General features: G+C 65.4%; 16 protein-coding genes. All 16 read left to right on the top strand.

Going from position 1 to position 14,480, the window contains the following annotated elements; translation table 11 throughout:
- The first annotated feature begins 53 nt into the window (after positions 1-53).
- The 16 genes from DIE03_RS31055 to lepB all read left to right on the top strand — a co-directional run bounded on the left by DIE03_RS31055 (position 54) and on the right by lepB (position 14,357).
- On the top strand, positions 54-689 hold the full coding sequence (locus DIE03_RS31055) for a DUF177 domain-containing protein (RefSeq protein WP_069620558.1): 636 nt from the start codon (positions 54-56) through the stop codon (positions 687-689).
- Positions 690-787: 98 nt separating this feature from the next.
- Complete coding sequence (rpmF, locus tag DIE03_RS31050; RefSeq protein ID WP_006051932.1) at positions 788-967, top strand: 50S ribosomal protein L32; 180 nt, start codon at positions 788-790, stop codon at positions 965-967.
- A gap of 129 nt (positions 968-1,096) precedes the next feature.
- Positions 1,097-2,203 carry a phosphate acyltransferase PlsX gene (gene plsX, locus DIE03_RS31045; protein WP_124456026.1) on the top strand — a complete coding sequence of 369 codons (1,107 nt, stop codon included), beginning with the start codon at positions 1,097-1,099 and terminating at the stop codon, positions 2,201-2,203.
- Positions 2,204-3,193 (top strand): beta-ketoacyl-ACP synthase III, encoded by a 990-nt coding sequence (locus DIE03_RS31040; RefSeq protein WP_124456025.1) that lies wholly within the window; start codon positions 2,204-2,206, stop codon positions 3,191-3,193. It abuts the gene before it with no gap.
- Positions 3,194-3,276: 83 nt separating this feature from the next.
- Positions 3,277-4,209, top strand: a complete 933-nt coding sequence (gene fabD, locus DIE03_RS31035) for an ACP S-malonyltransferase (RefSeq protein ID WP_124456024.1) — start codon at positions 3,277-3,279, stop codon at positions 4,207-4,209.
- 36 nt (positions 4,210-4,245) lie between these two features.
- Positions 4,246-4,995: a 3-oxoacyl-ACP reductase FabG gene (gene fabG, locus DIE03_RS31030; protein ID WP_124456023.1), complete on the top strand. Its 750-nt coding sequence runs from the start codon at positions 4,246-4,248 to the stop codon at positions 4,993-4,995.
- A gap of 144 nt (positions 4,996-5,139) precedes the next feature.
- The gene (gene acpP / locus DIE03_RS31025; RefSeq protein WP_004197638.1) at positions 5,140-5,379 is read left to right on the top strand and encodes an acyl carrier protein; all 240 of its coding nucleotides are present in this window, start codon (positions 5,140-5,142) and stop codon (positions 5,377-5,379) included.
- A gap of 164 nt (positions 5,380-5,543) precedes the next feature.
- Positions 5,544-6,776: a beta-ketoacyl-ACP synthase II gene (gene fabF, locus DIE03_RS31020; RefSeq protein ID WP_124456022.1), complete on the top strand. Its 1,233-nt coding sequence runs from the start codon at positions 5,544-5,546 to the stop codon at positions 6,774-6,776.
- Positions 6,777-6,787: 11 nt separating this feature from the next.
- On the top strand, positions 6,788-7,252 hold the full coding sequence (locus DIE03_RS31015; RefSeq protein ID WP_124456021.1) for a hypothetical protein: 465 nt from the start codon (positions 6,788-6,790) through the stop codon (positions 7,250-7,252).
- 91 nt (positions 7,253-7,343) lie between these two features.
- Positions 7,344-7,943 (top strand): RNA polymerase sigma factor RpoE, encoded by a 600-nt coding sequence (gene rpoE / locus DIE03_RS31010; protein WP_006490873.1) that lies wholly within the window; start codon positions 7,344-7,346, stop codon positions 7,941-7,943.
- A gap of 86 nt (positions 7,944-8,029) precedes the next feature.
- Positions 8,030-8,647 (top strand): sigma-E factor negative regulatory protein, encoded by a 618-nt coding sequence (locus tag DIE03_RS31005; protein WP_124456020.1) that lies wholly within the window; start codon positions 8,030-8,032, stop codon positions 8,645-8,647.
- Positions 8,648-8,652: 5 nt separating this feature from the next.
- Positions 8,653-9,705 (top strand): MucB/RseB C-terminal domain-containing protein, encoded by a 1,053-nt coding sequence (locus DIE03_RS31000; RefSeq protein WP_124456019.1) that lies wholly within the window; start codon positions 8,653-8,655, stop codon positions 9,703-9,705.
- Between the two features lie 16 nt (positions 9,706-9,721).
- Positions 9,722-11,224 carry a DegQ family serine endoprotease gene (locus DIE03_RS30995; RefSeq protein WP_124456018.1) on the top strand — a complete coding sequence of 501 codons (1,503 nt, stop codon included), beginning with the start codon at positions 9,722-9,724 and terminating at the stop codon, positions 11,222-11,224.
- Positions 11,225-11,231: 7 nt separating this feature from the next.
- A complete protein-coding gene (locus tag DIE03_RS30990; protein WP_124456017.1) occupies positions 11,232-11,468 on the top strand; it encodes a glutaredoxin family protein in 237 nt (78 codons plus the stop codon).
- Between the two features lie 185 nt (positions 11,469-11,653).
- The gene (gene lepA, locus DIE03_RS30985; protein WP_124456016.1) at positions 11,654-13,447 is read left to right on the top strand and encodes a translation elongation factor 4; all 1,794 of its coding nucleotides are present in this window, start codon (positions 11,654-11,656) and stop codon (positions 13,445-13,447) included.
- Between the two features lie 16 nt (positions 13,448-13,463).
- Entirely contained in the window at positions 13,464-14,357 is an 894-nt protein-coding gene (lepB, locus tag DIE03_RS30980) for a signal peptidase I (RefSeq protein ID WP_124456015.1), read from the top strand.
- The last annotated feature ends 123 nt before the right edge of the window (positions 14,358-14,480 follow it).

The raw sequence follows: 14,480 nt of genomic DNA, 5'->3' as shown, positions 1-14,480 counted from the left end.
ACGCGAGCGGTAGCAAGCCGGATTCGCAAGTCAGCCTGTAGGCAGGAGCGCACATGAACACTTCTTCTGGCAAACCTGCGGCGGCGCTTGACCCGCACGCGGTCGACCTGTTCGAGTTCGCCCGCAGCGGGCGGCAGGCAGCAGGAGCGGTGCGCCTCTCGCAACTGCCGCGCATGTTAAACGAAGTGCCGGCGGACGCGCCAGATCGCGACACGGTCTTCACCTGGCAGGCGGAAGGGTTCACGCAGAAGGAATTGCAGGACGACGGCGCCGATGGGCAGCAGCCGTACCTGCGCCTCGCGGTGCATGGCCATGCTTGGCTCACGTGCCAGCGCTGCATGACCCCGTACGACCAGACGTTCGACGTCGACATGACGTACCGGGTCGTCGCGACCGAAGAAGAAGCTGAAGAATTTCCGCTCGACGACGATGAAGCCGATGTGATCGTGGGCTCACGCCAGTTCGATCTCGTCGACTTGATCGAAGAGGAATTGCTGCTTTCGTTGCCGCTCGTGCCCAAGCACGAGGTTTGCCCGGCAGTCCACGAAAGCCTCGTGTCGGGTGCGAGCGGTCCCGCGGAAGAGACGGACGAGGAGTCCGACGAAGCCGGGGACGAAGGCAAACGGCCGAATCCGTTCGCAGCGCTGCAAGCGTTGAAGAAGGACGGTGACGGCACCAAGAAACACTAAGCAGTTGTGGCGCGGGAAGGCGTAAGGGCTTTGGGCCAGGGTAGTTAAGCGCCGGATCGGGCTGTGTTAGAATCCGGAAAATTATTTAGGAGTTAGTCATGGCAGTCCAGCAAAACAAGAAGTCGCCGTCGAAGCGCGGCATGCATCGTTCGCACGATTTCCTGACGGCAGCGCCGCTGGCAGTCGAGCCGAGCACGGGTGAAGTGCATCTGCGTCACCACGTCAGCCCGAACGGCTACTATCGCGGCAAGAAAGTCGTCAAGACGAAGAACGACTAAGCGTCAAGTCACGCGTTGCGCGCTACGCTCGCCGTTCGCGTGACAACTGGTTCGCTTGACACTTTCCTGGCGCAACAAAAAGGCGGCATTCAACTGCCGCTTTTTTGTGCCTGAAATTCGTCGCATTCCATGACCGTAAAGCTCACTATCGATTGCATGGGAGGCGACCACGGCCCGTCCGTGACCGTTCCCGCGGCAGTCAAGTTCGTCCGCGCGCATCCCGATGCGCACCTGATGCTCGTCGGCATCGAAAGCGCGATCCGCGCTCAGTTGAAGAAGCTGAAAGCCCTCGACGATCCCGCGCTGACCATCGTTCCCGCCACCGAAGTCGTGGCGATGGACGACCCTGTCGAAGTGGCGCTGCGCAAGAAGAAGGATTCTTCGATGCGTGTCGCGCTCAACCACGTCAAGGATGGCGCGGCGCAGGCCTGTATCTCCGCCGGCAATACCGGCGCGCTGATGGCGGTTTCCCGTTACGTACTCAAGACGCTGCCCGGCATCGAGCGGCCTGCGATCGCGTTCGCGCTGCCGAACCCGACCGGCTATACGATGATGCTGGACCTCGGCGCGAACGTCGACTGCGAGCCGCAGCACCTGCTGCAGTTCGCGGAGATGGGGCACGCGCTGGTGGCCGCGCTCGAAGGCAAGGATCGCCCGACGATCGGCCTGCTGAACATCGGCGAAGAGGTCATCAAGGGCAACGAGACGATCAAGCGCGCAGGCGAACTGCTGCGCGCCAGTACGCTCAATTTCCGCGGCAACGTGGAAGGCAACGACATCTACAAGGGCACCGTCGACGTGATCGTGTGCGACGGCTTCGTCGGCAACGTCGCGCTGAAGACGTCGGAAGGGCTCGCGCAGATGCTGTCCGACATCATCCGCGAGGAGTTCGGCCGTTCGCTGATGTCGAAGCTGATGGCGCTGCTCGCGCTGCCGGTGCTGATGCGTTTCAAGAAGCGCGTCGACCATCGCCAGTACAACGGCGCGGCGCTGCTGGGGCTGAAGAGCCTCGTGATCAAGAGCCACGGTTCGGCCGACGCCTACGCGTTTGAGTGGGCGATCAAACGCGGGTATGATGCCGTCAAAAACGGCGTGCTGGAGCGCCTCGCGCGCGCGATGGCGGATAATTCGGTGTCGCTCGGCGACGGCGAACACGACGCGGGCGGCGCGGGCCAGGCAAGCCCGGCCGCAGGCCATCACGCCGAACCTTCCGCTGCGCAATCCTCTAAAGCATAAATGGCCCAATCGACTCTCTATTCCCGCGTGCTCGGCACGGGCAGCTACCTGCCGCCCGACCGCGTCACGAACCAGCAGCTGGCCGATCGTCTTGCGAAGGAAGGCATCGAGACGAGCGATGAGTGGATCGTTGCGCGCACGGGCATCCATGCGCGCCATTTCGCCGCACCGGACGTCACGACGAGCGATCTCGCGCTCGAGGCGTCGCGTCGTGCGATCGAGGCGGCCGGTGTCGATCCGCAGTCGATCGACCTGATCATCGTCGCGACTTCGACCCCCGATTTCGTGTTCCCGAGCACCGCGTGCCTGCTGCAGAACAAGCTCGGCATCAAGAACGGCGGCGCGGCATTCGACGTGCAGGCCGTGTGTTCGGGCTTCGCATATGCCATGGCGACGGCCGACAGCTTCATCCGCAGCGGCCAGCACCGTACGGCGCTCGTGGTCGGTGCGGAGACGTTCTCGCGCATTCTCGACTTCAAGGACCGCACGACCTGCGTGCTGTTCGGCGACGGCGCGGGCGCGGTGATCCTGTCCGCATCGGAAGAGCCGGGCGTGCTCGGCAGCGCGCTGCATGCGGACGGCAGCTATTCGCACATCCTCTGCACGCCGGGTAACGTCAACCGCGGCGTGATCGAGGGCAGCGCGTTCCTGTACATGGACGGGCAGGCCGTGTTCAAGCTCGCGGTCAACGTGCTCGAAAAGGTCGCGATCGAGGCGCTCGCGAAGGCGAATCTCGCGCCCGAGCAGATCGACTGGCTGATTCCGCACCAGGCCAACATCCGCATCATGACCAGTACCTGCCGCAAGCTCGGCCTGCCGCAGGAGCGCATGGTCGTGACGGTCGACCAGCACGGCAACACGTCGGCCGCGTCGATCCCGCTGGCGCTCGATACCGCGGTGCGCGACGGTCGCATCCAGCGTGGCCAGCACGTGCTGATCGAAGGCGTCGGCGGCGGCTTCACCTGGGGCGCGTCGGTCTTCCGCTTCTGATCCGCGGCGCGCGACCGCTGCGCGCGGATCCCATCGGCGCGCCGTTCGTGCGCGCCGTCCGAATCGATTCAATTGGGGACGATATGAAATTTGCATTCGTTTTTCCGGGGCAGGGCTCGCAGGCAATCGGCATGCTCAACGCATTCGCCGATCTGGCCGTCGTGCGCGAGACGCTTCAGGAAGCGTCCGATGCACTCAATCAGGATCTCGGCAAGCTGATCGCCGAAGGCCCGGCCGAAGAGCTGAACCTGACCACCAATACGCAGCCCGTGATGCTGACGGCCGCCTATGCGTGCTACCGCGCGTGGCAGCAGGCAGGCGGTCCGGCGCCGTCGATCGTCGCCGGCCACAGCCTCGGCGAATATACGGCGCTCGTCGCCGCGGGTGCGCTCGCGTTCAAGGACGCCGTGCCGCTCGTGCGCTTCCGTGCGCAGGCGATGCAGACGGCCGTGCCGGTCGGCCAGGGCGGCATGGCCGCGATCCTGGGCCTCGACGACGATACGGTGCGCGCGGTGTGCGCCGAGGCTGCGGAAGCGGGCGTCGTCGAAGCGGTGAACTTCAATGCGCCCGCGCAGGTCGTGATCGCAGGCAGCAAGGCCGCGGTCGAAAAGGCATGCGAGATCGCGAAGGCGAAGGGCGCGAAGCGCGCGCTGCCGCTGCCGGTGTCGGCGCCGTTCCATTCGTCGCTGCTCAAGCCGGCGTCGGACCAGCTGCGCGACTATCTCGCGAACGTCGACGTGAAGGCGCCGCAGATTCCGGTCGTGAACAACATCGACGTGGCCGTGATCAGCGATCCGGCCGCGATCAAGGACGCGCTGGTGCGCCAGGCCGCCGGCCCGGTGCGCTGGGTCGAGTGCGTGCAGCACATCGCCGGTACCGGCGTCACGCACGTGATCGAATGCGGTCCGGGCAAGGTGCTCACCGGCCTGACGAAGCGCATCGACGGCAACCTGACGGGTGCGTCGGTGTTCGATCCGGCGTCGCTCGACGAAGCGCTCAAGCTGGTGACCGCCTGACGCGGCGCCTTTTCCCAAGAAACGGATATTCGATTCATGGACAAGACTCTCGATAAACAGGTCGCGATCGTGACCGGCGCGTCGCGCGGCATCGGCCGTTCGATCGCGCTCGAACTCGCGCGCCTGGGCGCGACGGTGATCGGCACGGCGACGAGCGAAGCGGGCGCCGCCGCGATCACCGCGGCATTCGCGGAAGCGGGCGTCACGGGCCGCGGCGCGGTGCTGAACGTCAACGACGCAGCCGCCGCCGAGGCGCTGATCGATGCGACCGTGAAGGAATTCGGCGCGCTGAACGTGCTCGTCAACAACGCGGGCATCACGCAGGACCAGCTCGCGATGCGGATGAAGGACGAGGACTGGGACGCGGTGATCGACACCAACCTGAAGTCGGTGTTCCGCCTGTCGCGCGCGGTGCTGCGCCCGATGATGAAGGCGCGCGGCGGCCGTATCATCAACATCACGTCGGTGGTCGGTTCGGCCGGCAACCCGGGTCAGGTCAACTACGCGGCCGCGAAGGCCGGCGTGGCGGGCATGACGCGTGCGCTCGCGCGCGAGATCGGCAGCCGCGGCATCACCGTGAACTGCGTCGCGCCGGGCTTCATCGATACCGACATGACGAAGACGCTGCCGGAAGAACAGCAGGCCGCGCTCAAGACCCAGATTCCGCTCGGCCGCCTCGGCAGCCCGGAAGACATCGCCCATGCCGTCGCGTTCCTCGCATCGCCGCAGGCCGGTTATATCACCGGCACGACGCTGCACGTGAACGGCGGCATGTACATGTCGTAACGGTTTTCGTTTACCATCCGCGCCGTATCCCGATTTTCAGGCGGATCGGCGCTTGATCGACCATCAAGCCAACGCGCGTTTTGGCGTCAGCAAACCTGATAAAATGCGCGCACTTGTAAATCTGAACTTTCCCTCGGAGGGGTAATGGACAACATCGAACAACGTGTCAAGAAGATCGTCGCTGAACAACTGGGCGTCGCGGAAGCCGAGATCAAGAACGAAGCTTCGTTCGTGAACGATCTGGGCGCCGACTCGCTCGATACGGTCGAGCTGGTGATGGCTCTGGAAGACGAGTTCGGCATGGAAATCCCGGACGAAGAAGCAGAGAAGATCACGACCGTTCAGCAAGCGATCGACTACGCTCGCGCAAACGTCAAGGCGTAAGCGCCTTTCGCGCTTGTCCGCCACGTCGCCGCGATCTTCGCGATTGACGCGCCATCCTGCCGGCTTCGCGCCGGACGGACTAACAGCCACAGGGCTCGCAGGGCTGGTTCCTGTGGCCACTGTGGCTTTTGTTTTTGTCATCCAATAATGGAAAAGAGGTTACCGTGAGCCGCCGTCGTGTTGTCGTTACAGGCCTGGGGCTGATTTCGCCTGTTGGCAATAGTGTTGCCGACGGCTGGGCCAATCTCGTCGCCGGCAAGTCCGGCATCGCCACCGTCACGAAGTTCGATGCGTCGAACCTCGCCTGCCATTTCGCGGGCGAAGTGAAGGGTTTCAGCGCCGAGGAGTACATCCCGGCGAAGGAAGCCCGGAACATGGATACGTTCATCCATTACGGCATCGCCGCCGGCGTCCAGGCCTTCCGGGACAGCGGGCTGGAAGTGACTGAAGCCAATGCGGAACGCATCGGCGTGCTGGTCGGTTCCGGCATCGGCGGCCTGCCGATGATCGAAGATACGCACCAGACCTACGTCGATCGCGGCGCGCGCCGGATTTCGCCGTTCTTCGTGCCGGGTTCGATCATCAACATGATCTCGGGCCACCTGAGCATCATGTTCGGCCTGAAGGGCCCGAACCTCGCGGCCGTGACGGCCTGCACGACCGGCCTGCACAGCATCGGCCTCGCCGCGCGCCTGATCCAGGCCGGCGACGCCGACGTGATGGTCGCGGGCGGCGCCGAATCGACGGTGTCGCCGCTCGGCATCGGCGGTTTCGCGGCAGCACGCGCGCTGTCGACCCGCAACGACGATCCGGCTACCGCGTCGCGTCCGTGGGACAAGGACCGCGACGGCTTCGTGCTGGGCGAGGGTTCCGGCGTGATGGTGCTCGAGGAGTACGAGGCGGCGAAGGCGCGCGGCGCGAAGATCTACGCGGAAGTCTCGGGCTTCGGCATGACGGGCGACGCGTACCACATGACCGCGCCGAACATGGACGGCCCGCGCCGCTGCATGGTCGCGGCACTGCGCGACGCCGGCGTGAACCCCGACGAGGTCCAGTACCTGAACGCGCATGGCACGTCGACGCCGCTGGGCGACAAGAACGAGTCCGACGCGGTGAAGGCGGCCTTCGGCGAGCACGCGTACAAGATGGTGGTCAACTCCACGAAGTCGATGACGGGCCACCTGCTGGGTGGCGCGGGCGGCCTCGAATCGGTGTTCACGGTGCTGGCGCTGCACAACAACGTGTCGCCGCCGACCATCAACATCTTCAACCAGGACCCCGAGTGCGATCTCGATTACTGCGCGAACACCGCGCGTGACATGAAGATCGACGTCGCCGTGAAGAACAACTTCGGCTTCGGCGGGACCAACGGCACGCTGGTGTTCAAGCGCGTCTGACGTCGAATCGCTTGACGAGTCCATTCGATGCTCCGGCCGGGCGTCCGCAGCGCTTTGCGTTGCGGGCCTCGGCCGTGTCGTATCTCCTGCTGGCCGCATTCGTCGCGTCGGCTGCCGCGTCGGCATACCTGTTCTGGGCGCCGCGCGCGGGCGCTGCCGCCGGCGCAGGCGTGTCGGCCGTGACGGCCGCCCTGCTGGCCGTATGCGCGGCGCGGGCTTGTGCCCGCCGGTTGCCGGCCGAGCTGCGGATCGATGCGTTCGGGGAGATTGCGGCGTTTGGCCGCACCGGGCGGTTGCTGGCCCGCGGCCGCGTGACGGGCCATGCGCACTGGAGCAGCCTGCTGCTGGTGCTGTCGGTCGGGCAGGGCGCCCGGCGGGCCCGGCCGCTGCTGATTCCGGCCGATGCGCTCGACGCGGCATCGTTCAGCGCGCTGTCCGTGCTGGCGAGAACCGCGGGCGCGGCGGGGCGGGCATGACGGCGGCATGGTTACCGACCGTAACCAGCGGCCGGCGCCGGAACGCTACAATAACGCTCCGCGTTGCATCCCTAGTTAACGGATTTGTCAGGTGAGTGAAAAAGAAATCGATCAGGCTCTGGTCGAGCGCGTACAGAAGGGCGACAAGGCGGCGTTCGAACTCCTGGTCTCCAAATACCACCGGAAGATCATTCGGCTGATCTCGCGCCTCGTGCGGGATCCCGCCGAGGTCGAGGATGTGGCCCAGGACGCGTTCATCAAGGCGTATCGTGCGCTGCCGCAATTTCGCGGCGAATCGGCGTTCTATACGTGGTTGTACCGAATTGCCGTCAACACGGCGAAGAACTACCTTGCGACGCAAGGCCGCCGGGCGCCGACTTCGACCGAGGCCGATGCGGAGGAAGCGGAAACTTTCTCCGATGCAGACCAACTAAGGGATATCAACACGCCTGAGTCGATGTTGATGAGCAAGCAGATTGCCGAGACGGTCAACGCTGCAATGGCTCTGCTGCCCGAAGAACTGCGCCAGGCAATCACGCTGCGCGAGATCGAGGGCCTGAGCTACGAAGAGATCGCGGAAATGATGGGCTGTCCGATCGGGACGGTCCGGTCGCGGATCTTCCGTGCGCGCGAAGCAATCGCTGCCAAATTGCGTCCGCTGCTCGATACGCCCGAAGGCAAGCGCTGGTAAGCGCCAAGGGTGGAACGACGCGGGTCGGGGTCTAGTTACGGTTAGAGTCGTGAAGTCACGACGGGGTGTGCAAGATGGGGAGCATCATGGGGTCGGTCAATACGCAATCGCAAGCGTGCTCGCGCGGCGAGCGCCTTTCCGCGCTGGTCGACGGCGAAATGTTCGATGGCCCGGAACACGGGCAGTTTCTGGCTGAGCTCGACCGCGCGGATCGCGCTGCGTGGGCCCATTACCACCTGATCGGCGATGCGCTGCGCTCGGACGAGCTCGCGCTGTCGCCCGCGCTGAGCGTCGCGTTCACCGCACGCATGTCGGCTGCGCTCGAAAGCGAGCCGCACCTGCTCGCGCCAGCGGCCGCGCCGGTCGCGCGCAAGCTGCTGTCGCTGCGCCGGCGCGTCGTGCCTGCATTCGCGGTCGCGGCCGCGGCGGCCACGCTGACGTGGATCGTCGTCCCGCAGATGCAGACGGCCGGTGCCCCGGGCGCCGTCCAGGTCGCGTCGGCCGGTGCGCAGCAGGGCGGCAACCTGCAGCGCGTGACGGTGGCGCAGGCATCGGCCCAGCCGGGTCTGCAGGACGTCAACATCATTCGCGACGCGAGCCTCGACCAATATCTTGAAGCGCACCAGCAATTCGCGCAGCAGCCCGTCGTCACGGGTTCGATGCCGCTGATCCGCGCAGCCGTGACCACCACGCCAGGCCAATAAACCCGATGCGGACATTGCAGTTGAATCACGCCATCTCCGGATGGAAGCGGCTGCCGGCCCTCCTGCTTTGCGCAGCCGCCCTGTTGTCCGTTCAATCCCTTCCTGCCAGCGCCCAGCAACCGGACGATCCCGTCGCGACCCGCAAGGGCGCGGCAGACTGGCTCGACCGCGTCCAGCAGGCGGCGCAGCAGCAGAGCTACGAAGGCACGTTCGTCTACCAGCGCGGCGGGTATGTCCAGTCGTCGCGCATCGCGCACGTCGCGTCCCGCGACGGTGAATTCGAGCGGATCGAGACGCTCGACGGCAAGCCGCGCAAGCTGCTGCGGCACAACGACGAGCTGTACACGTTCGTGCCCGAGCGCAAGCTGTGCGTGGTCGAGCGCCGTCAGACGCGCGACTCGTTCCCCGCGCTGCTCGGTGCGAGCGGCGAGCACGTGATGTCCGTCTACGACGCGAAGTCGCTCGGCAAGGACCGCGTGGCCGGGATCGACGCGCAGGTCGTCGAGCTCGTGCCGAAGGATGCATACCGCTTCACGTACAAGCTGTGGGCCGACGCGCGCACCGGGCTGCTGCTGCGTTCGCAGACGCTCGATGCGAACGATCACGTGCTCGAGCAGATTGCGTTCTCCCAGCTGCAGGCGGGCGGCGCGAGCGGCGACAAGGCCGCGATCGCGGCCGGCATGCGCAACCTGAGCGGCTGGACGGTCGTGCGCCCGCCGGTCGCGACGGTCGACATGGAAGCGCAGGGCTGGCAGCTCGCACCGAGTGTGGCCGGCTTCCAGAAGATTCGTGAAGTGCGCCGGCCGATGGCTGCGCGCGACGCGGGCGAGCCGCCGATCGCGGTCGATCAGGCCGTCTTCACCGACGGCCTCGCGACGATCTCGGTTTTCATCGAGCCGGCCGAAAAGAATACGCGCAAGGAAGGCGCGGGCAGCACCGGTGCAACGAACGTTCTCGTGAAGCGCCGCGGCGACTACTGGATCACCGTGCTCGGCGAAGTGCCGCCGGCGACGTTGCAGCAGTTTGCGTCTGCCATAGAATACAAGGCTTCCAAGTAACGCTACGGCTTCCGACATGATGAAACTCACGCTGCGCAAATGGCTCGCGGCGGCGGCGTTGTCTGCCTGCCTGCCGCTCGTGCCGCATACCGCGTTCGCAGTGACGGCTCCCGCCGCCAGCCTGCCCGACTTCGCCGACCTCGTCGAAAAGGTCGGACCGGCCGTCGTGAACATCCGGACCACCGCCAACGTGCCGACGAGCAGCGGCCCGCGCGGCATGCTTCCGCCCGGGTTCGACAACGGCGACATGTCGGAATTCTTCCGGCGCTTCTTCGGCATTCCGCTGCCGCAGGCGCCCGGCAACGGCGGCGGCAACGGCAGCAACCCGAAGAACGCGCCGGCGCCGGACAATCCGCCCGACACCGAGCAGAACCGCGGCGTGGGCTCGGGCTTCATCGTGTCGGCCGACGGCTACGTGATGACCAATGCGCACGTCGTCGACGATGCGGACACCATCTACGTGACGCTGACCGACAAGCGCGAATTCAAGGCGAAGCTGATCGGCGTCGACGATCGCACGGACGTCGCGGTCGTCAAGATCCAGGCATCGAACCTGCCGGTCGTCGCGGTCGGCGATTCGAACAAGGTGCGCGTCGGCGAGTGGGTCGTCGCGATCGGTTCGCCGTTCGGCCTCGACAACACGGTGACGGCCGGCATCGTCAGCTCGAAGAGCCGCAACACGGGCGACTACCTGCCGTTCATCCAGACCGACGTCGCCGTGAACCCCGGCAACTCGGGCGGCCCGCTGATCAACATGCAGGGCGAGGTGATCGGCATCAACTCGCAGATCTACAGCCGTACCGGCGGCTTCATGGGCATCTCGTTCGCGATTCCGATCGACGAGGCGATGCGCGTGGCCGACCAGCTGAAGGCGACCGGCAAGGTCACGCGCGGCCGGATCGCGGTCGCGATCGGCGAGGTGACGAAGGACGTGGCCGATTCGATCGGGCTGCCGAAGGCCGAAGGCGCGCTCGTCAGCAGTGTCGAGCCGGGCGGGCCGGCCGACAAGGCGGGCATCCAGCCGGGCGACATTATCCTGAAGTTCAACGGCCGTTCGGTCGACGCGGCGTCGGACCTGCCGCGCATGGTCGGCGACACGAAGCCCGGCACGAAGGCGACGGTCAGCGTGTGGCGCAAGGGTCAGGCACGCGATCTGCCGATCACGATCGCGGAAACGCCGGCCGAATCGACGGTGAAGGCCGAGCAGCGCAAGAACACGCCGCAGAAGCCGCGCCAGACCAATTCGCTCGGCCTGACGGTCAGCGACCTGACGGCCGACCAGCTGAAGACGCTGAAGCTGAAGGGCGGCGTGCAGGTCGACGGCGTCGACGGTCCGGCCGCCCGTGCGGGCCTGCAGCGCGGCGACATCGTGCTGCGCGTCGGCGACACCGACATCACGAGCGCGAAGCAGTTCGCCGACGTGACGGCACAGCTCGATCCGCAGAAGGCGGTCGCGGTGCTCGTGCGGCGTGGCGACAACACGCAGTTCGTGCCCGTGCGGCCGCGCCAGCAGAAGTAACGCGCCGATGTTCACGCTCTACGGCCGCGGCTGGTGCCACCTGTGCGACGACATGCGCGACGCACTGGCGCCGGTGGCGGCCGAATTCGGCGTCGCGGTCGATTACGTCGACATCGATACCGATGCGGCGCTGGTCGCCCGTTACGACGAGGACGTGCCCGTGCTGATGCTGGACGGCGCGGAAGTGTGCCGCCACCGGTTCGACGACGCGCGGGTGCGCGACGCGCTGGCGGCGCGGCGCTGAGCCCGGCCAGCTGCCGGCCGGCGTCGCCTTGCGCGGGGCCGGCCCGGCGGGCCGTGGCGCGGCCCGGCGTCCGAAATACCGCCCGTCGTAAGCCTTTTCGGCTAAAATAAGCCGTTTTTTCACCGACTTACACAAGGCGTGCTCCGCAGTCGTCGAGCGCGCCTTTTTCGCTTGATCGGCACTGAATGGATCATATTCGCAATTTCTCGATCATCGCGCACATCGACCACGGCAAGTCGACACTCGCGGATCGCATCATCCAGGTATGCGGCGGCCTCGCCGACCGTGAAATGGAAGCGCAGGTGCTCGACTCGATGGATATCGAGCGCGAGCGCGGCATCACGATCAAGGCGCAGACGGCGGCATTGTCCTATCGCGCGCGCGACGGCAAGGTCTACAACCTGAACCTGATCGACACGCCGGGGCACGTCGACTTCTCGTACGAAGTCAGCCGTTCGCTGTCCGCGTGCGAAGGCGCGCTGCTGGTCGTCGATGCCAGCCAGGGCGTCGAGGCGCAGACGGTCGCGAACTGCTACACGGCGATCGAGCTCGGCGTCGAGGTCGTGCCCGTGCTGAACAAGATCGACCTGCCGGCCGCGAACCCCGAGAACGCGATCGAGGAGATCGAGGACGTGATCGGCATCGACGCGACCGACGCGACGCGCTGCAGCGCGAAGACGGGGCTCGGCGTCGAAGACGTGCTCGAGTCGCTGATCGCGAAGGTGCCGCCGCCGAAGGGCGATCCGGCCGCGCCGCTGCAGGCGCTGATCATCGATTCGTGGTTCGACAACTACGTCGGCGTCGTGATGCTCGTGCGTATCGTCAACGGCACGCTGCGTCCGAAGGACAAGATCAAGATGATGGCGACCGGCGCGCAGTATCCGGTCGAGCACGTCGGCGTGTTCACGCCGAAGTCGCGCAATCTCGACTCGCTGTCGGCCGGGCAGGTGGGCTTCATCATCGCCGGCATCAAGGAACTGACGGCCGCGAAGGTCGGCGACACCGTCACGCACGCGACCAAGGCCGCGGCCGAACCGCTGCCGGGCTTCAAGGAAGTGAAGCCGCAGGTGTTCGCGGGCCTGTATCCGGTCGAGGCGAACCAGTACGACGCGCTGCGCGAGTCGCTCGAGAAGCTGAAGCTGAACGACGCGTCGCTGCAGTACGAGCCGGAAGTGTCGCAGGCACTCGGCTTCGGTTTCCGCTGCGGCTTCCTCGGGCTGCTGCACATGGAAATCGTGCAGGAGCGGCTCGAGCGCGAGTTCGACATGGACCTCATCACGACCGCGCCGACGGTCGTCTACGAGGTCGTGCAGAGCGACGGCACGACGATCATGGTCGAGAACCCGGCGAAGATGCCGGAACCCGGCCGCATCGGCGAAGTCCGCGAGCCGATCGTCACCGTGAACCTGTACATGCCGCAGGACTACGTCGGCTCGGTGATCACGCTGTGCGAGCAGAAGCGCGGCTCGCAGATCAACATGCAGTATCACGGCCGCCAGGTGCAGCTCACGTACGAGATCCCGATGGCCGAGATCGTGCTCGACTTCTTCGATCGCCTGAAGTCGGTGTCGCGCGGCTATGCGTCGATGGACTACGAGTTCAAGGAATACCGTTCGTCGGACGTCGTGAAGGTCGACATGCTGATCAACGGCGACAAGGTCGATGCGCTGTCGATCATCGTGCACCGGTCGCAGTCGCAATACCGCGGCCGCGAGGTGGCCGCGAAGATGCGCGAGATCATCCCGCGCCAGATGTACGACGTGGCGATCCAGGCCGCGATCGGCGCGCACATCGTCGCACGCGAGAACATCAAGGCGCTGCGCAAGAACGTGCTCGCGAAGTGCTACGGCGGTGACATCACGCGGAAGAAGAAACTGCTCGAGAAGCAGAAAGAAGGCAAGAAACGGATGAAGCAGGTGGGTTCGGTCGAGATCCCGCAGGAAGCGTTCCTTGCGATCTTGCGCGTCGAAGACAAATAACAGGACTGTTCCTTTCATGAATTTTGCGCTGATTCTTTTTGTGCTCGTCATCGTGACGGGCGTAGCGTGGGTGCTGGACAAACTGGTGTTCCTGCCGCGGCGACGCAAGGCGGCCGACTCGGCGATCGAGGAGTTCGATCGCCAGCAGTCGCGCATCGACAAGCGTTTCGCGGATGAAAACGCGGTGCAGACGCGCTCGAAGCTGCGTGACGAAAAGCTGCGCCAGCCGTGGTGGCTCGAGTACACCGCGAGCTTCTTCCCGGTGATTCTCGCGGTGTTCGTCGTGCGCTCGTTCGTCGTCGAGCCGTTCAAGATTCCGTCGGGCTCGATGGTGCCGACGCTGCTCGTCGGCGACTTCATCCTCGTCAACAAGTTCGAATACGGGCTGCGCCTGCCGGTCACGAACACGAAGATCACGCAGGGCAGCCCGCTGTCGCGCGGCGACGTCGTCGTGTTCCGTTATCCGAAGGACGAGTCGGTCGACTACATCAAGCGCGTGATCGGCCTGCCGGGCGACACGGTTGCATACCAGGACAAGCAGCTCACGATCAACGGCCAGCCGGTACCCGAAACGCCGCTGCCGGATTTCTTCGACGACGAGCGCCAGAATTACGCGAAGCAGTTCGAAGAAACGATCGGCAACAAGAAGAACGCGATCCTCAACAACCCGGCCGTGCCGCCGTTCGTGATGGGTGCCTACGACTATCCGTATCGCGACAATTGCACGTACAACAGCCGCGGCGTGATCTGCAAGGTGCCGCCCGGTCACTACTTCATGATGGGCGACAACCGCGACAACAGTGCGGACAGCCGCTACTGGGGCTTCGTGCCGGACCAGAACATCGTCGGCCGCGCGTTCTTCATCTGGATGAACTTCGGCGACCTGAAGCGCATCGGTTCCTTCAACTGATCGCAGTCGATTCGCACGCAATACGCGACGCACGGGCCGCGTCGTGTATTGCCGAACTACTTTAAGAACCGGCGGTAACACCGCCTCGTCACGCCTTTTCGTGTCCGGCCGTGCCGTTTCGGC

It is taken from the genome of Burkholderia sp. Bp8992, from assembly GCF_003853705.1.
Lineage (GTDB): Bacteria > Pseudomonadota > Gammaproteobacteria > Burkholderiales > Burkholderiaceae > Burkholderia.
This window is presented reverse-complemented; position numbering and strand designations above follow the sequence as displayed.